Here is an 18,011-nt window from a genome sequence, read left to right as displayed (position 1 = left end):
TGCAAAAAAAAGATCAATTTATTACCAAAACACCACTTAAAGTCCTTTAAAATGAGCATTTCTTTGATTAACAAAAAATTGATATTAATTTAACAATTAGACAAAAAATTGTTAATGTATAGGTAATGTATAGCCAAAAATAGAAGCTGTATGGGAGTTATAGCTCTAAAATATAATCCGTAAGGCTTTGCTCGTGATCCAATCCCATCTTTTTGCGCAATCGATATCGCTTAACTTCAACGCTTTTGTGGGAAATATTTAATAATGGTGCTATTTCTTTTGAAGATAAATTTAATCGAAGATATGCACACAATCTTAAATCGTTTGGGGTAATCGCAGGGTGTAATGATTTGACACGCCTCATGAAGTCCTTATCTACGTTGTTAAACGCTTCTTCAAATAATTTCCAATCACTTGTATTATTAAGGTTTCTATTTATAAGTCGTATTACATTCTTAGTATCATCAATGGTTTTAGCCTTAGTTAACTCCACTTTAATGTCATTAAGTAATTCATTACGCTTAACCAAATTCATGGTTGCAGTTCCCAACTCCCTATTTTTGTTTTCAATATCCATTTGAAGATTTTCATTCTTGAATTGGATTATTTGCTTTTGACTTTCAAGTTGCTCTAACTCGAGCTCTCGCTCTTTATTTTCAATAAGTTTCTGTTTCTGTCTTTTATAATGTCTTTTATTAAGAACTTGAATTAATGATATAAGCATCAATACTAAAACAATATAAGCCATTATAGCCAGTGGCTTCAAATACCAAGGTTTTTGTATTATAAATGAATATTCAATCCTATTCTTTGTGATGACACCGGAAGTTCTTCCTCGCACCTCAAGCTGATATTCACCATGTGGTAAATTTTCAAAAGCAACTGATGAATTTGTTGACCATTTACTCCAATTATCATATATACCTTTAAGCCTATATTGATATTCTGACAAGGACATTTTATCGAAATCCGTTATGCTATAACTAAACTTTAAACTATTCCTTTTATAGTTGAGCTCAATGCGTTGTGATGATTCAGATAAGCTTAATTGGGAAAAATTGTCATGTCTAGAACTATACTCTATACCATTTAAGACTATCTCTTTAGGCTCCTCTTTTAACTTATCAAGGTTAATTATGACGTAACCTTCTGTCGATCCGATTAAATATTCATCTTTTGTAATATGCAGTATGTTTTCATATCCTGGCTTACTTTTTCGAATTTCGCTAGAAATCGGAATAGAGCTTATATCTGGTAAGCTGGATAACTCTCCTGGTTCTATGAAAATTACTCTATCTTTTGTAAAGCCCCATAACCTATTTTTCTGACTATCGATGACTAGTTTGCCTGACAGATAATCCTGTTTTGGAAAAGCCGCACTTAATAGGCTATCTTTTTGAAAACCCTGAGTACCTATATCGTATTTATAAAATCCATCTTCATAAATATAAAAGACATTCCCATTATATTTTAGTAAACCTGATTTAGCACCTTGACTAACATTTAACTTCTCATAACTACTTACTTCTCTATAATTACTATCTGTAAGTATTCTATATACGCCCTTATACTCATGGCTAACTAAAATATCGTTATTATTTGAAAGCTCAACATATCTCGACGAGATATTAAACCCATCTATTTTATTCCTGTATTTCCAACTGCCATTCTTCTTTTCCAAAATACTTAAACCTTTGTAGGTTCCTTGCAAAAGCATATCGCTGCTTATTGGTTTAATAGTCCAAGTTCCTTTCTCAAAAGACAAAAAATCAGCCGTATTATCATTACCTACGGTAAATGTACCACTGTCATGACCACACAAAAGTATGCCATCAACAACAGTCAGCACCCAAACTTGTCCTTCCGTAGAGGGAATAAACTTAAATTTTGAATCCGCATCAAAACGTTTATAAAAAAGACCTTGATTGGTCCCTAAATATAGATAACCATTATTCTTTGCTGAACAATAAATCGTACCTAAAATACCCTGCTTATCAACATATACTTTGAATGGAGAAGATAGATTTAAAACATTGATTCCATTGTCCAAGCCAAGCCATACATTGCCGTAGTTGTCTTCCTCGATACTAAGCACTGTGTTATTACTTAATCCATAAGACTGATCAATACGTGTTATGACATCCCCAGAACTACTAAGACGAACTATTCCGTTGGATATAGTGCCTAAAATAAAACTACCATCACTTAATTTTTTGGCACTATAGACGCTAACTTCTGATAGTATTTTATTGGCACTTGTGTTCCATTTTTTGACCAATTGCTCATTGTACTTATAAATACCATTCTCTTTAGTCTGTAACAACAAACCATCGTCAACAGCGTATATATTTATTATTTCATTGTCTTTTAACTCTAATACTGAGGAAATGAGCTGCTCTTTACCATTTACTATTTTGAATAGACCAATATTGGCTTTTTGAAAATAAATGGACTCATTGACCTTGAAAATCTTATTGATTCTATCATCGGAATGAATCAGCTTAAAGCTGTCATTAGTTATATCATAGATATATATGGTTTCAAAGGACTGGAAAAGCACAAAACCATCTATGTCAATAATTCCCCAAAACTGCTCGTCTTCTTTAATTTTAAACTCTCGATTTGTAGATAATGATTGATAGATAAGCTTACCATATTGGTCTTTCATCCAATAGCCAAAATCCATATAACCACCCGAATACACTTTATTTCCAGCACTCCGAACCGATCTCAAAATATCATTATTGGGTGATTTATAAAGCTGCCAAGTAGCTCCATTATATTCTAAAAGTCCTAAATTATTAGCTACGTAAATAAAATTATTCTCGGATTGCGTTATAGCCCAATTCTGATCTTCAGCTCCATAATCTTGTGGCGTAAAAATCTCAATAGGAGGTATTTCTTGCGAATAGACAATACTGGCAAACAAAAAAAACATGAAATATAAAGTTCTTTGCACCATACTTGTTTTAAGTAAATACCGAAACAGTGTTTTATAACATAGTATCCCTATGTTAAGTCACTAAGATAGATAAATAAAAGGACTTAAGAAGAATTGTAGTGTTCAATTTAATCTTTGTAGGGGCAATTACACAGAAAAACAAAGAATAAAAAAAACCGAAACTTTCGTTTCGGCTTTTCATCTGTACTGAAGGCGGGACTTGAACCCGCACGACCTAATGGTCATTGGATTTTAAGTCCAACGTGTCTACCAATTCCACCACTTCAGCATCCAAGTTGCAGACTGCAACTTAATTAGTATATATTGTATAGAGCGAAAGACGGGATTTGAACCCGCGACCCTCACCTTGGCAAGGTGATGCTCTACCCCTGAGCTACTTTCGCGTAGTTTTTTAAAGAACTTTTCGCTATAAAAGCGGATGCAAATTTAAACTATTTCTTATAAATGCAAAGACTTTTTTAAAATAAATTAAGTAGTTATCAGGCCTGTTTTTTCTTGACCAACATTCGCTTTATTTCGTTCAATTTCATAAGCGCTTCAACTGGTGTCAAAGTGTCAATATCTGTATGCAGGATCTCATCTTTTATCTCTTCTAGCAAAGGATCATCTAAATTAAAGAAGCTCAATTGCATATCATCTTTTAACGATTTTACTTTATCTGTGAGTTCTTCACTAGAATGAGATTTCTCCAGTTTTGAAAGTATTTTGTTTGCGCGTCTAATAACTTGTTGTGGCATTCCTGCCATCTTTGCAACGTGAATTCCAAAACTGTGCTCACTGCCCCCTTCAACTAGTTTACGAACAAAAAGGACATTGTCTTTTAATTCCTTAACAAATACGTTGAAATTTTTAATTCGTGAAAAAGTTTCAGCCATCTCATTAAGCTCATGATAATGCGTTGCAAAAAGTGTCTTTGGTCTCGCAGGATGCTCATGCAAGTATTCACTGATTGCCCAAGCAATAGAAATACCATCGTAAGTGCTTGTACCTCTTCCAATTTCGTCCAAAAGCACTAAACTACGCTCCGAAATATTATTAAGAATCGATGCAGTTTCATTCATTTCTACCATAAATGTAGATTCGCCCATTGAAATATTATCACTTGCTCCAACACGAGTGAAAATCTTATCGACCAGACCAATTCTAGCTTCTTTTGCAGGGACAAAACTACCAATTTGAGCAAGTAGCACTATTAAAGCGGTTTGCCTTAAAATAGCAGATTTACCAGACATATTAGGACCGGTAATCATAATGATTTGCTGAGATTCCCTATCAAGATATACGTCGTTAGCAATATACGATTCACCTAGCGGCAATTGCTTTTCGATAACAGGATGACGGCCATCTTTAATTTCCAAATCACAGCTACCATCAATTTGTGGATAGTTATACTTATTCGTTTTTGCTAAACTCGCAAAACCACAGAGGCAATCTAATTGCCCAATGAGTTGGGCATTCTGTTGCACTTGGATGATAAACTGATGCATCCAAAGTACTAATTCAGAAAACAATTGTTGCTCAATAGCTAAAATACGTTCTTCAGCTCCAAAGATTTTAGCTTCATATTCTTTTAACTCTTCAGTTATATATCGTTCTGCATTAACCAAAGTTTGCTTTCTGATCCACTCTTCTGGAACTTTATCTTTATGAGAATTACGGACTTCAATGTAATAGCCAAATACATTATTTGAAGCAATTTTAAGCGATGTAATACCTGTGCGCTCACTTTCGCGCTGCAACATTGCATCCAAGTAATCTTTACCAGATTTTGATAATCCTCTAAGTTCGTCCAATTCTTGAGAGAAGCCTGCAGCAATGGCACTTCCTTTAAGGACGTTAACTGGCGCCTCTTCATTCAAGGTCTGCTTTATTTTCTCTCTTAGCAAGTCACAATTATTAAGATGCTCACCTAATACTATTAAAGCCCCATTGTTACAAGCTTCGGCCATGGATTTTATAGGTGCAATGGCCTCTAAAGAGTTTTTAAGCTGAATGACCTCTCTTGGACTTACCTTTGTTGTAGCAATCTTAGAAATTAGACGTTCAATATCACCAATATGCTTTATTTGACCTTGAATCTTTTGAAGAACAGCTTCATTATCTAATAAATACTGAACAACCTCATGACGTTGTTTTATCTTATCTGCTTGTTTTAATGGTAAGGCTAACCAACGCTTTAATGTCCGTCCTCCCATCGCAGAAATTGTCTTGTCAATTACATTTATTAAGGTGACAGCATTAGCGTTGACAGAATGGTATAGTTCCAAATTTCGGATGGTAAATTTATCCATCCACACATAATCATCTGTAGCGATTCTTGAAATTGTGGCTATATGTTCTAGCCTATTATGACGCGTTTCACTCAAATAGTGCAATACTACACCAGACGCAATAATCCCTTCGTATAAATCTTCAATTCCAAAACCTTTCAAGGTTTTAGTATTAAAATGTTTAGTCAGTGTTTCGTTTGCATAGTCTGCTTGAAACACCCAGTCTTCCAAATAAAATGTATGAAAATCATTTCCAAAAGTTTCTGTAAATTCTTTGCGGTATTGTTTAGAAATTAAAACTTCACTTGGATTAAAATTCTGAAGTAATTTATCAATATACTCAGCATTACCTTGAGAGGTTAAAAATTCACCCGTAGAAATATCTAAGAATGAAATACCTATATATCTTTTATCAAAATGCACAGCACACAGAAAGTTGTTGGATTTTGAATGTAGAATATCATCATTTAACGCTACACCAGGTGTGACTAATTCTGTTACACCTCGCTTTACGATGGTCTTAGTCTGTTTTGGATCTTCTAACTGATCACAAATGGCAACGCGCTCACCAGCCCTTACTAACTTAGGCAAATACGTATTTAATGAATGGTGAGGAAAACCAGCAAGCTCAGTTTCACTTTCGCTTCCAGCACCACGTTTGGTCAAAATAATATCCAAAATCTTGGATGCTTTAATCGCATCACTACCAAAGGTCTCATAGAAATCACCTACTCTAAACAACAGCAAAGCATCAGGATACTTTGCCTTTATGGCATTGTATTGCTTCATTAGTGGTGTTTCTTTTTTTGCCTTTTTAGCCAAGGGATTTATGTATTTTTGTTGAAAATGTAAGTGTGCTAATTTAGCCAAATAGCCTTGTTTTATAAAAGGAAAACAGAATAAGTTATCTACAAAAAGATAGAGATTTCAACATGCGAAAACTAAAAAACGAAGAATTAGACCGTCTAAATGTTTCAGAATTTAAACAAGCTGAGAAGTCACCAATCATTATTATTCTAGACAATATTAGAAGTCTAAATAATATTGGCTCGGTTTTTAGAACTAGCGATGCTTTTTTAATTGAAAAGATTTATCTCTGCGGAATAACAGCCCAACCACCACATAATGATATAAGGAAAACAGCATTGGGCAGCACTGAAACAGTGGATTGGGAGTATCATGAAAACACACTAAATGTCATCAACACACTTAAAGCAGAACATGTGCAAATCTGCTCCATCGAACAAGCTACAAATTCTAAGATACTCAATGATTTTAAACCTCAATCCAATACCAAATATGCCTTTGTTTTTGGCAATGAAGTGAAAGGTGTTGCTCAAGATGTTGTTGATGCGAGTAACATGGTTATTGAAATTCCTCAATATGGCACAAAGCATTCCTTAAATATTTCGGTGAGTTGCGGCGTGGTGATTTGGGATGTGTTTTCAAAATTAAAAAAGCCCATCTAAATCAATAAAAATGGAAGCCTATGTTAAATTCTTATACTAGGTTTTGCCGTAATTACCTTTTTGCCCTTTTCTGAAACCGACATAGTCCTATCATTTTTATATCTTAGAGATTCCTTTCTAAATCATAGAATTATGAAATTAAAAATCAGTATTGTATTTTTTTCTTGTTTATTCGTTTTCAACATCGTTGCTAATGCTCAAGACATCCCTATTGAGCACCTTGATATGGAAGCCGAGGGCAATCAATCAAAGTATTCTAAAAACGTCTTAGGAAATGAAATTAAGGGTGTAGAGGTAATACACGAAACCAAAACTGATGGATTAGCAGAAAACGTTAGTATTGACAAGAATTACAAGACAATCTATTTGTTCATAAAAGGAAATGGCATCCTAGAAACAACAAGTAAAACTTACGATATTGTGCCCGAAACCATTTTTTTACCCAATGTGGTTGAAGGGCTTTCTTTTAAGCCTATTAAGAGTGACACTTTACATTACATTAAAATTTCCGTCTTACAAACTGAGCAAGATAAAATTGATTTAAAGGAGTTCCCTAAAGAACATACGGAGGCTATTTATTTTGCAAAGTTTACGGATTGCGAAGCTTATACAGAAGCTATTAAAAGTCCTCAGACAACGAGTAGAACCATTCTTCCTAATAAGTACATACCTAGAGTAGCGATGGGAACTGTAGAAACCATTGGACCTGATAAAGTTGGTGCGCATGAACATCCTATGTTGGAGCAGTTATTTTTAGGATTAGCAACTAACAAAACCATTGTTTATGCAGATGATGCTAAAATTAACTTCCCGGAATATTCAATACTCCATATCCCTCTAGGCTCTAGTCATTCGGTCGAAGTTAAAGAAAGTAGTAAAATGTATTATGTATGGATGGACTTCTTCAGAGATAAAAAGGGTGAGGAATGGCTGAAAACACACAAAAAAAAGGATGACAACTAGAAGTCTGTGAAGCCTAATAAAAAACCTTGGCCAACAAAAGCGGTCATGGAGCAGATTTATGAAAAGCATCTCTGGGGCGGAAAAAATTTTAACTTCTATTCTGGTGAAGGCTCACACAATCCAGAAATAATAACTCCCTACCTGGAAGCTGTTTCAGATTTTTTAAAATCTAAAAATGGCAATTTAACAGTTTGCGACTTAGGCTGTGGCGACTTTAACATAGGGCAACATCTTGTCCAGTATACAAAAAATTATATTGCAGTTGATATCGTTGACTCGCTTATTGAAAGGAATAAAACTCTATTTAAAGCTAATAACCTAGAGTTTTACTGTTTAGATATCTCTAAAGACGAATTGCCAAAAGCTGATTGTGTTATTTTAAGGCAAGTCCTGCAGCATTTATCGAATGAAGAAATTAAAAACATCCTCGCTAAGCTCTATAATTATAAATATGTTATCCTCACGGAACATCTTCCTAATAGACATTTTATTCCAAATAAAGATAAAATAGCCAGTCAAGGCATAAGATTAAAACAGAATAGTGGTGTAAATTTACTGGCTCAGCCTTTTAATCTTAGGGTTAAATCATCTAAAACTATAAATCAGATTTTTTTGGATAATAACAAAGGGAGAATTGCAACATTACTTCACATCTTGTAAATAGTCAGAAAGATAAGATTCTGAAACAACTCTGCGACAGCTCAGTGCAAGAGTTCAGAATACCATATTACTTGGAATTTATCTCATTTAACAACCATAAATAATCTTCACGCCTTTTTACAAAATCACGATTTGATATATCAATAATTTTCACATTCAAATCGGTTTGGTTTCTCAGAAAATTGAGATAGCCCGAATTGATTTTTTCGAGGTATTCATCTTGAATTTCTTTCTCGTACTTCCGACCACGCTTTTTGATATTAGCTTGCAGTCGTTCGGTATTTTGATAGAGGTAGATATACAGGTCTGGTCTTGCAATATCCTTATAGACTTGATAAAACAATTTTCGATAGAGTCTAAACTCATCTTCAGGCAACGTCACTTTAGAGAATATGAGTGATTTATGCACATCATAGTCGCTCACCATAAAATCCTTAAATAAGTCTAATTGCGATAGATCATCACTAATTTGCTGATAGCGATCCGCTAGAAAAGACATTTCCAGAGTAAAAGCATAGCGCTCTGGTTCCTTGTAAAATTTTGGCAGAAATGGGTTATCAGCAAAGCGCTCTAATATTAACTTTGCATTAAAATCATGGGAGATTTTTGTAGCCAAACTTGTTTTTCCAGCACCAATATTACCCTCAATAGCAATAAAATTATAGTCACTGAAGTTGAATTGATTTTTCGGATTCTTTAACCAAATATTTATAGGTTCGATTTCAGAATCATCTTTACATTGCTCTAACAACACTGCAACAGATTTATGAAGTATAGAATGCTCAAAGTCTTTTGCGATATCAGACAACGGCTGTAGCACGAATTTCCGCTTATGCATTTCAGGATGTGGAATAACCAAATTAGCTTCTTCGACATTCTCGTCTCCATAAAACAAAATATCCAGATCAATCTCACGAGACTCATAACCATCACCTGATTGCTTAGAGCGCCCCAATCCTATTTCAATAGCCTGAAGTGTCTTTAGTAATTTCTTTGGTTTCAGGTCAGTTTCAACCTTAATGCAAGTATTAAAAAAATCATCACCATCAAAACCCAAAGCTGGAGTTTTATATACTTTAGAAATCTTTAATACCACACCAACCCTTTCGAAAATAGCATCAACTGCAGATTGCAGATACTGCAATTTGTTGCCTTTGTTGCTACCCAATGCTATATAAACGGTTTTGGTCGGTGTCATGAGTTAAAATATCCCGTCTAAAACGGGATTAGTTGGTCTTGGAAACTTGAACATAATACTTTGAGCTTTTCAAGTCTTTAACTGACTAACAAAATAACTAAAAGAAACCGACATAGTGAAAATAATTATTAACACTCAGCAAAATGATTATTATTCAACATCAAAGGTTCCATCTGACCAGCTTAAAACAATAAACCTTAACAGATGAAATATTAATAGATTATCTTTACCACAACAATTTATTAACCATTTTTAATGCAACTTAAAGACAAACTCTTAGCCCAACGTATATATCTTTTTCTTGGCGCCCTTTTTATAACGTCTTTAGTAGTTTCAAACCTCATCTTTCAGAAGTTCTTTTATTGGTATCCCATAGATGTTGAAATTTTTGGCAGTAAACTCTTTGAAATTTCTGTCGGTATATTGCCTTATCCAATTACATTTCTCATTACGGATTTAATCAGTGAAATTTACGGTAAAAAACGCGCTAATGAGATTGTAGTTGCCGGCATTTTTGCATCGTTCTTCTCAATGCTCATCATCTACACTGCAAATGCTGTTCCTTCAACGTCCTGGTCGCCAGTACAGGACACTATGTTTTCTACTGTTTTTGGAAGTACTGCTATTGCAGTTTTTGCAAGTATGATGGCTTACTTATTGGCACAATTTGTAGATATTCAAATTTACCATTTCTGGAAAAACCTGACCAAAGGAAAACACCTTTGGTTACGTAATAATTTCTCTACATTCCTATCTCAATTTGTTGATACTGCCACAGTACTATTATTGCTTTGTGGTTTTGGAAAAATTGAATGGGATAAGTTTCTTGGTTTACTTGCGGCTGGTTTTATTTTTAAGGTCCTCATTGCACTAATAGATACACCATTTCTTTACTTAGGTGTATATCTCTTTAGGAAACGTTTTAACCTCAAAGTAAATGAGGAAATAAATCTAGCATAAGGACAACGCAAACATTAAAATCTTCTTAAACTTTATGCAAGCAGCAACTATTATCAGGATTTTTGCGTAATTAATAAAGAAGCCCTTAGAAACTACATTCATTATGAAGAAAATTTTCAAGATTATTGGAATCGTCTTACTTATTTTTATTGCGATACTTATTGCTATCCCATTTGTTTTAGAATCTAAGATAGACACCATTGTTCAGAACTATGCAAAAGAAAATCTAGATGCAGATTTAAGTTTTGATGATATTAGTTTAAGCCTCATTACGAGTTTTCCAAAAGCCGAGGTCAGCGTAGACAATCTAAAAATTAACAATAGAGCACCATTTGATGGTGAAACTTTAGCCACGGCGAAATCTCTATCCTTTGAAATGCCAATAGGGCAATTATTCAAAGGAGATGACGAGCCTTTAGCGGTAAATGAAATTATTGCAGACGAGTTGTTATTGACTATTAAAACCAATAAAAATGGTACCACAAACTATGATATTGTTAAAGAAGACCAAGCAACGACTTCTGCTCAAGACTCCACATCAGCAGGTTTTAGTTTCGATATAGAACATTACGAAATCAATAACAGTGCTTTTACTTACATCGACGAAACCTCGAACACACAATTGTACCTTACGGAAATTAACCATGCTGGAAACGGTATTTTTTCAGGAGAAGTCTCAGAGCTAGACACAGAGACCGAAGCCAAGGTGAGCATGGCCATTGACAGCACCAACTATCTTAGTAATAACCTCATAAAATTAGATGCCCTAATCGATCTCAATTTAGAACAAGAAAAATACACGTTCAAGGAAAATAAAGGCTTTATTAATGCGCTGCCTCTAGAATTTCAGGGTTTTATACAGATGGTAGAAAATGGGCAACAAGTTGATATTACTTTTAAAAACCCAGAGTCTTCGTTCAAGGATTTTCTGGCCGTAATTCCTAAAGAATACGCTAAGAATATTGAAGATGTCAATACCAAAGGAAATTTTATTGTTAGTGGTATTATCAAAGGTCTGGTTTCCGAAGAAACCATTCCAACTTTAGATATAAATATGCGATCAGATAATGCCTCATTTAAATATCCTGATTTACCGAAAGGTGTTGAAAATATTGTAATAAACGCTTCCATCAAAAATACAACGGGAAATGCAGATGACACCTATATTGATTTAAATCAGCTCGATTTTAAAATAGATCAAGATGTGTTTAAATCTGAAGCGCACATCAAAAATCTTACTGGTAATATGTTGGTTAATGCCAATTTAGATGGTGTTTTAAACTTAGCCAATATTACTAAAGCCTATCCTGTTGAACTAGAAAATCAATTAAGCGGTATCTTAAAAGGAAAGCTAAATTCAGCTTTTGACATGAATGCCATTGAAACCAATGCCTATCAACGCATAAAAAATAACGGAAGTGTATCAATTTCTGATTTTATATTCTCTTCTCAAGACATTGTGAATCCTATTCAAATCAATAAAGCCGATTTAACCTTTAAACCAGGAACAGTAAGCTTGAATAGTTTTGATGCATTAACAGGGAAAAGTGATTTTTCTGCCAAAGGAACCATAACTAATTTGTTAGGATTTTTATTGAGTGACAAAAAGCTTCAAGGAAACTTCGATGTGAAATCTAATACCTTTGCCATTTCAGATTTTATGGTTGAAGATGAAACTGCTTCTGAAACATCCAACAAAACTACTTCAGATTCAGAATCTCTGAAGATTCCAGATTTTTTAGATTGTACCATTACAGCAAATGCCAAGACTGTTATTTACGATAACCTCAATCTAAAAAACGTGAAAGGGCAATTATTTATTAAAGACCAAAACGCCAATCTAAAAAACATGACCACGGATGTATTCAATGGTCAACTCGGCATCAATGGCAATGTTTCTACCAAAGGGGTTAAGCCAACATTCGATATGCAACTGGCTATGCAACAATTTGATATTTCACAGTCATTCAAGGATTTGGATATGCTCAAAGCCATCGCACCAATTGCAAAAGTCGTGCAAGGAAAATTAAACTCCACTATTGATGTTAGCGGTCTTTTAGATGAAAACTTCTCACCAGATTTAGCAACGATTTCTGGGAAAGCGCTTGCTGAAGTGTTAACTTCTAATATCGACGTCTCAAAAAGCCCTTTACTTTCTGGATTGACCAGTAAGTTAGATTTTATTGATTTCAATCAACTTCAAAAAGATATCAAAACAAATTTAAGTTTTGAAAATGGCCAGGTTTCTTTAAAACCATTTAATCTTAAGTATAAAGATATTCCTATCGAAGTTTCTGGTATGCATACATTCTCGAATAACATGAAATATGATGTCGTCTTTCAAGTCCCAGCAAAATATTTAGGTGGCGAAGTGAATCGTCTTATTGGCCAGATAAATGATAATGACGTTAATAATATAGCCATACCTATTACAGCTAACATTAATGGTAACTTTAGCAGTCCAAATATTTCCACAGATTTGTCAAGTGGTGTTACCAACTTAACAAAACAACTAGTGCAAATTCAGAAACAAAAATTGATTGGAAAAGGAAAAGATAAAATCAATGATTTATTGGGAGGTCTTTTAGGTGGAAATACCAATACTCAAACAACTGATTCTACAATTGTCAAAACAGATAGTATTAAAAAAGATCCAACAGATAAAATTAAGGATGGTGTTAAGGATGTCCTTGGAGGAATTTTGGGCGGAAAGAAAAAGAAAGAAAATAAAAAAGTTCAAGATTCGACCAAAAATAACTAATATTTACGTGAAAACCACACATTTTTGCCAATTCCTGTTAATAATTCCCAATTTTCTTGTTTATGTAAAATAATTAGTTATAATATGGGTTCACTAATTTTAAAATAACTACATGAGGCAATTAAAAATCACCAAGCAGGTTACCAATAGAGAAGATAAATCCCTAGATAAATATTTACAGGATATAAGCAAAATTCCATTGATAACTGCTGATGAAGAAGTTGAGCTAGCTCAGCGTATAAAAAAAGGTGATCAAGAAGCTTTAGATAAATTAACAACGGCTAATCTAAGATTTGTGGTCTCTGTTGCAAAGCAATACCAAAATCAAGGATTAAAACTTCCTGATTTAATAAATGAAGGTAATGCAGGTTTGGTAAAAGCTGCAAAACGTTTTGATGAAACAAGAGGTTTTAAGTTTATTTCTTATGCGGTTTGGTGGATTCGACAAGCCATACTACAGGCTCTGGCTGAGCAATCACGTATTGTTAGATTACCACTTAATAAGATTGGTACTATAAACAAGATCAATAAAACTTTTTCGCATTTAGAGCAAATACACCAAAGACCTCCTAATGCTGAAGAAATAGCAAGAGAGTTGGACATAAGCGTCCGTGAAGTAAAACAATCCATGAAAAATTCTGGTCGCCATTTGTCAATGGACGCACCTTTAAAGGATGGAGAAACTTTTAGTCTTTACGATGTAGTGAGTTCTGGTGAATCACCAAAACCGGACAAGGAATTAATGAAAGATTCTTTGCAAACTGAAATAGAACGTGCACTGGATACATTGACACAAAAAGAAAGTGATGTCATAAAGTTAAATTTTGGAATTGGAAATCAACCTCCTATGACCTTAGAAGAAATAGGCGGTATTTACGATTTGACTAGAGAACGCGTTCGTCAAATACGAGAGAAAGGTATTAGGCGCTTACGTCATGCCAGTAAGAGTAAAATCCTAAAGACCTATTTAGGCTAAACATACATGTGTTTGGCCCTAAAAAATTGTATTGAAATAAATAGAGAATTAAATTATAGATTATCAAGTAATTAATTTTTTATTTTGAAATAGTTGGCATATATTTGCCGACCATTTGCAAGAATTAGTTAATAAAATATATCGATCATAATGATTAAAATCGAAATTAAAGAAGGCGAAAATATAGAAAGAGCTCTTAAGCGTTACAAGCGTAAACACAGAAATGTGCAGATTATGCAAAACTTAAGAGAATCACGTTATTTTACTAAACCGTCTGTAAAGCGTAGAAGAGAAATTCAAAAAGCGCAATACATTCAAGGTTTAAGAGACCAAGAAAATATTTAAGGCGTTTTCTTAAATTATAAAATTAAGAGCAACAATATGTTGCTCTTTTTTTGTTGCTACTAACTCATAATTACCTAAAGTTCTCGTTTTCAAATGTAATATCTGCCGGCTCGAAAGGTCTGTCCTCATAGAAATGCTCAAACGTCTTGTCTGTAGTATAGCTATCGGTTAACACCCTATATACCATTGCAAGCACAAGCACTTGACCAATTACAGTGAGATAAAACACCCAATTGAACGGTAAGTTCATGGAAGACATTATGGCTACGGTTATTAATATTAATGTTGTTATGGCTATGTAAATTAATGGAGAAACTTTCATAATCTATTATTTAAGTTTAAAATTAAATAATAAGCTCTAAACAGTATAGTTTTTAACCAAATCCTAACATCACATGTAAGGACTCTCCTAAAGTAGCAACTAATGCTTCATGATTATCATCTATCTATTCATAGGTCTTATTACTTCAATTATAGGAGCCTTACCCTTGGGAGCAACTAATATTGCTGTTATAAATACAACTTTAAAACACAATACTAGACAGGCATTTAAGATTAGTTTTGCAGCGGGATTTGCAGAAGTTATTTTATCTTATTATGCGTTACACTGCAACATGACAGTTAGAAATTTTTTTGAGTCTAATCAATGGATTCAAATCTTGATAGCGCTTCTATTATTAAGTGCTGGAGGCTTCTTATTCTTTAAATCAACTAAAAAGAAATCGGACAGAAAACAATTAAAGACTTCAAAATATATGACAGGATTTTTACTAGGGTTACTTAATCCGCCTGTTCTATTATTTTGGTTGGTAATTTATGGAGTGATTAATAATTATGCATTCAGCTTATCAATCGAGTCCTCGTTTTTAGTTTTATTTCTATTTTTCTTTGGCGTCTATCTTGGGAAACTAATCACACTCCATCTATACAGCAAATTCAGTTTAATTATAAGACAGAAATTTGAAAATATTAATACGATTATCAATAAAGTGACTGGAAGCCTACTCTTTGTAATAGGCTTGATTAATGTTATAAAGATTTATGTTATCTAAACATTTAGCTCTACGACAATACCTTCATTAGAGCGAATATTAAAAACCGTATCATCTTCAAATATGAGGTATTGCCCTTTGATGCCTTTCAAAATTCCTGCATAATTTGGCATCTTCTCCAAATTTAGACTTTTAGGCTTTATAGGATATTGTTCCACAGGAAATGCCAAATGGGTTTCAGAATTATTTTCGACAAAGTAATCTGTTACTTCTTCAGGAATAAAGACTTTCAGATTACTTCTCCATTCTATTAGATCTACATCCTCAATATCATTTTTCAACATTTTTCGCCAATTGGTCTTATCCGCAACATGATCCTTTAGCGCTACCTCCGTAATTCCAGCTAAATACCGATTGGGGACTTCCACAATCTCAATAGCTTCATGAGCACCTTGGTCTATCCATCGCGTTGGAACTTGAGTTTTTCTGGTAACACCTACTTTGACATTACTTGAGTTTGCCAAATACACAATATGAGGTTGCAGCTGTACCTTTTTTTCATACTCTAAGTCTCGATCTTCTTTACCTAGATGAGCTGTACTTAACTCAGGTCGCATAATCCAATCACCAGCCACAGGTTTATCGAAAAAACAGCTCTTACAGAATCCCTGTCTAAAAATTGGTCTATCAAGTCCACAGCTTAAGCATTGGTAACCAACTCTTTTTATGCCTATAGTCTTATTCAACAATTGATTGACATGTATAAAGTCGTTATCAAACACCAAATAATATTGTATTGGTTCTAAAAATTCGGTCTGCATTTTAGTTAGTACGCCTGTATAAACCATAAAAGAATTTTAGTATTTTTAGCAACGCTAAATTAGCCAAAATATGCCAATCCCTATAGTCAATTCTATTGCTTCATGGTTTTTAAAAAAACGATTCCACCAAATTGAATTGTTTTTAAAATATCCTAATGAGGTGCAAAATGAGTTGCTATTCAGTTTGTTGAAGTTTGCAAAAGACACCGAAATCGGTAAGCAATACGACTTTGCTTCTATTAAAAGTTATAAAGAATTCAATGAGCGCCTTCCTGTTGTAAACTATGAAGCTGTACAGCCTCTTATTGAGCGCTGCAGAAATGGAGAACAAAACATTTTTTGGCCAAGACCAATTAAGTGGTTTGCAAAATCTAGCGGTACAACAAATGCTAAAAGCAAATTTATTCCTGTAAGCACTGACTCTCTGGAAGATTGCCATTATGCTGCAAGCAAGGATCTACTTTGCATGTACCTAAATAACAATGAGGATTCGCAATTATTTACTGGTAAAAGTTTGAGACTTGGCGGCAGTAAAGAATTATATCAAGAAAAAGGTACTGTATTCGGTGATTTGAGTGCTATCCTTATCGACAATATGCCATTCTGGGCAGAATTTAGTAGTACACCTAGCAGTAAGGTATCTCTGATGAGCGAATGGGAAACCAAAATGCAAGCCATTGTAGAGGAAACCATAAATGAAAATGTAACTAGCTTAGCCGGTGTACCTTCATGGATGCTTGTTTTGCTTAATAATGTATTGGACAAAACTGGTAAAGACAATCTATTTGACATATGGCCAAACTTAGAGGTTTACTTCCATGGAGGTGTTAGTTTTAATCCTTATATAGAACAGTATAGAGCTATCCTACCAAAAAAAGAATTTAAATATTACGAGATATACAATGCGTCTGAAGGCTTCTTTGCTATTCAAGATCAAAACTATTCAGGTGACCTATTATTGATGTTGGATTATGGTATTTTCTATGAATTTATTCCCATGGATACTTATGGTACGTCTGATCAGAAAGTAGTTCCACTAGGAGATGTCGAGCTCAATAAAAATTATGCCGTCGTCATCACCACAAACGCAGGACTTTGGCGATATAAAATTGGAGATACCATTCGTTTTGTGAGTTTAAACCCTCATAGAATCAAAGTTTCGGGTAGAACAAAGCACCACATTAATGCCTTTGGAGAAGAACTAATTATTGAGAATGCTGAAGATGCTCTTAAGAAAGTTTGTAAAAGAACTGCCGCAGAAATTGTGGACTATACAGCCGCACCCATTTTTATGAGCGGAAAAGAAAAAGGCGCTCATGAATGGATCATAGAGTTTAAGAAACCACCGGAAAACATGTCTTATTTTGAAGAGCTTTTTGACAATGCTTTAAAATCACTAAACTCTGATTATGAAGCCAAGCGCTATAATAATATGACATTGAATAAACCAAAAATTCATTGCGCAAGAACAAATCTTTTCTATGATTGGCTAAAAGAAAATGATAAACTTGGCGGACAGCATAAAGTACCAAGATTGTCCAATTCTAGAGATTATGTGGAGGAATTACTACGCTTAAATCATACTTGATTTCATCGAATATATAAGTGATAATCAATTTTTAATCGACGAAAAA

14 protein-coding genes and 2 tRNA genes are annotated in these 18,011 nt (G+C 34.0%); 9 read left to right on the top strand and 7 right to left on the bottom strand.

Features of this window, described 5'->3' with window-relative positions; translation table 11 throughout:
• Positions 1-157: 157 nt before the first annotated feature.
• From H7F21_RS14475 to mutS, 4 genes are all read right to left on the bottom strand, one after another.
• Positions 158-2,938, bottom strand: coding sequence for a triple tyrosine motif-containing protein (locus tag H7F21_RS14475; protein ID WP_185790023.1), 2,781 nt, complete (start codon positions 2,936-2,938; stop codon positions 158-160).
• 208 nt (positions 2,939-3,146) lie between these two features.
• A tRNA-Leu gene (locus H7F21_RS14470) sits at positions 3,147-3,230 on the bottom strand.
• Between the two features lie 43 nt (positions 3,231-3,273).
• A tRNA-Gly gene (locus H7F21_RS14465) sits at positions 3,274-3,345 on the bottom strand.
• 96 nt (positions 3,346-3,441) lie between these two features.
• Positions 3,442-6,054 (bottom strand): DNA mismatch repair protein MutS, encoded by a 2,613-nt coding sequence (gene mutS / locus H7F21_RS14460; RefSeq protein WP_185790213.1) that lies wholly within the window; start codon positions 6,052-6,054, stop codon positions 3,442-3,444.
• A gap of 110 nt (positions 6,055-6,164) precedes the next feature.
• Between mutS and H7F21_RS14455 the strand changes: the two genes are divergently transcribed.
• The 3 genes from H7F21_RS14455 (at position 6,165) to H7F21_RS14445 (ending at position 8,324) form a co-directional block, all read left to right on the top strand.
• Positions 6,165-6,701, top strand: a complete 537-nt coding sequence (locus H7F21_RS14455; protein WP_185790022.1) for an RNA methyltransferase — start codon at positions 6,165-6,167, stop codon at positions 6,699-6,701.
• 132 nt (positions 6,702-6,833) lie between these two features.
• The gene (locus H7F21_RS14450; protein WP_185790021.1) at positions 6,834-7,664 is read left to right on the top strand and encodes a hypothetical protein; all 831 of its coding nucleotides are present in this window, start codon (positions 6,834-6,836) and stop codon (positions 7,662-7,664) included.
• Positions 7,665-7,709: 45 nt separating this feature from the next.
• A complete protein-coding gene (locus tag H7F21_RS14445) occupies positions 7,710-8,324 on the top strand; it encodes a class I SAM-dependent methyltransferase (protein ID WP_185790212.1) in 615 nt (204 codons plus the stop codon).
• Positions 8,325-8,391: 67 nt separating this feature from the next.
• On the opposite strand, the gene folK is transcribed toward H7F21_RS14445, so the two are convergent.
• The gene (gene folK / locus H7F21_RS14440) at positions 8,392-9,522 is read right to left on the bottom strand and encodes a 2-amino-4-hydroxy-6-hydroxymethyldihydropteridine diphosphokinase (protein ID WP_185790020.1); all 1,131 of its coding nucleotides are present in this window, start codon (positions 9,520-9,522) and stop codon (positions 8,392-8,394) included.
• A gap of 255 nt (positions 9,523-9,777) precedes the next feature.
• On the opposite strand from folK, the gene H7F21_RS14435 reads away from it, so the two are divergent.
• From H7F21_RS14435 to rpsU, 4 genes are all read left to right on the top strand, one after another.
• The gene (locus H7F21_RS14435) at positions 9,778-10,482 is read left to right on the top strand and encodes a queuosine precursor transporter (RefSeq protein ID WP_185790019.1); all 705 of its coding nucleotides are present in this window, start codon (positions 9,778-9,780) and stop codon (positions 10,480-10,482) included.
• Positions 10,483-10,585: 103 nt separating this feature from the next.
• Entirely contained in the window at positions 10,586-13,243 is a 2,658-nt protein-coding gene (locus H7F21_RS14430; protein ID WP_185790018.1) for an AsmA-like C-terminal region-containing protein, read from the top strand.
• Positions 13,244-13,355: 112 nt separating this feature from the next.
• Positions 13,356-14,219, top strand: a complete 864-nt coding sequence (locus H7F21_RS14425) for a sigma-70 family RNA polymerase sigma factor (protein ID WP_185790017.1) — start codon at positions 13,356-13,358, stop codon at positions 14,217-14,219.
• 150 nt (positions 14,220-14,369) lie between these two features.
• On the top strand, positions 14,370-14,564 hold the full coding sequence (gene rpsU / locus H7F21_RS14420) for a 30S ribosomal protein S21 (RefSeq protein ID WP_185790016.1): 195 nt from the start codon (positions 14,370-14,372) through the stop codon (positions 14,562-14,564).
• Between the two features lie 70 nt (positions 14,565-14,634).
• Here the strand turns inward: rpsU and H7F21_RS14415 are convergent, their stop codons facing one another.
• A complete protein-coding gene (locus tag H7F21_RS14415) occupies positions 14,635-14,886 on the bottom strand; it encodes a hypothetical protein (RefSeq protein WP_185790015.1) in 252 nt (83 codons plus the stop codon).
• Positions 14,887-14,995: 109 nt separating this feature from the next.
• Between H7F21_RS14415 and H7F21_RS14410 the strand changes: the two genes are divergently transcribed.
• Positions 14,996-15,616 carry a LysE family transporter gene (locus H7F21_RS14410; RefSeq protein ID WP_185790014.1) on the top strand — a complete coding sequence of 207 codons (621 nt, stop codon included), beginning with the start codon at positions 14,996-14,998 and terminating at the stop codon, positions 15,614-15,616.
• On the opposite strand, the gene H7F21_RS14405 is transcribed toward H7F21_RS14410, so the two are convergent.
• Positions 15,613-16,404, bottom strand: a complete 792-nt coding sequence (locus H7F21_RS14405; protein WP_185790013.1) for a DUF2797 domain-containing protein — start codon at positions 16,402-16,404, stop codon at positions 15,613-15,615. The genes H7F21_RS14410 and H7F21_RS14405 overlap by 4 nt on opposite strands.
• A gap of 43 nt (positions 16,405-16,447) precedes the next feature.
• Here H7F21_RS14405 and H7F21_RS14400 point away from each other — a divergent pair, with 43 nt between their 5' ends.
• The gene (locus H7F21_RS14400; RefSeq protein ID WP_185790012.1) at positions 16,448-17,965 is read left to right on the top strand and encodes a GH3 auxin-responsive promoter family protein; all 1,518 of its coding nucleotides are present in this window, start codon (positions 16,448-16,450) and stop codon (positions 17,963-17,965) included.
• The last annotated feature ends 46 nt before the right edge of the window (positions 17,966-18,011 follow it).

It is taken from the genome of Winogradskyella flava, assembly GCF_014243395.1.
GTDB lineage: Bacteria > Bacteroidota > Bacteroidia > Flavobacteriales > Flavobacteriaceae > Winogradskyella > Winogradskyella flava.
The sequence above is the reverse complement of the archived record's forward strand: the minus strand, read 5'-3'. Positions and strand labels throughout refer to the sequence as shown.

What these genes read in the sequence shown, in the direction of transcription:
- H7F21_RS14475 (WP_185790023.1), bottom strand. Translation starts at nt 2,938, where the DNA reads ATGTTTTTTTTGTTTGCCAGTATTGTCTATTCGCAAGAAATACCTCCT.
- H7F21_RS14455 (WP_185790022.1), top strand. Translation starts at nt 6,165, where the DNA reads ATGCGAAAACTAAAAAACGAAGAATTAGACCGTCTAAATGTTTCAGAA.
- H7F21_RS14450 (WP_185790021.1), top strand. Translation starts at nt 6,834, where the DNA reads ATGAAATTAAAAATCAGTATTGTATTTTTTTCTTGTTTATTCGTTTTC.
- H7F21_RS14445 (WP_185790212.1), top strand. Translation starts at nt 7,710, where the DNA reads ATGGAGCAGATTTATGAAAAGCATCTCTGGGGCGGAAAAAATTTTAAC.
- folK (WP_185790020.1), bottom strand. Translation starts at nt 9,522, where the DNA reads ATGACACCGACCAAAACCGTTTATATAGCATTGGGTAGCAACAAAGGC.
- H7F21_RS14435 (WP_185790019.1), top strand. Translation starts at nt 9,778, where the DNA reads ATGCAACTTAAAGACAAACTCTTAGCCCAACGTATATATCTTTTTCTT.
- H7F21_RS14430 (WP_185790018.1), top strand. Translation starts at nt 10,586, where the DNA reads ATGAAGAAAATTTTCAAGATTATTGGAATCGTCTTACTTATTTTTATT.
- H7F21_RS14425 (WP_185790017.1), top strand. Translation starts at nt 13,356, where the DNA reads ATGAGGCAATTAAAAATCACCAAGCAGGTTACCAATAGAGAAGATAAA.
- rpsU (WP_185790016.1), top strand. Translation starts at nt 14,370, where the DNA reads ATGATTAAAATCGAAATTAAAGAAGGCGAAAATATAGAAAGAGCTCTT.
- H7F21_RS14415 (WP_185790015.1), bottom strand. Translation starts at nt 14,886, where the DNA reads ATGAAAGTTTCTCCATTAATTTACATAGCCATAACAACATTAATATTA.
- H7F21_RS14410 (WP_185790014.1), top strand. Translation starts at nt 14,996, where the DNA reads ATGATTATCATCTATCTATTCATAGGTCTTATTACTTCAATTATAGGA.
- H7F21_RS14405 (WP_185790013.1), bottom strand. Translation starts at nt 16,404, where the DNA reads ATGGTTTATACAGGCGTACTAACTAAAATGCAGACCGAATTTTTAGAA.
- H7F21_RS14400 (WP_185790012.1), top strand. Translation starts at nt 16,448, where the DNA reads ATGCCAATCCCTATAGTCAATTCTATTGCTTCATGGTTTTTAAAAAAA.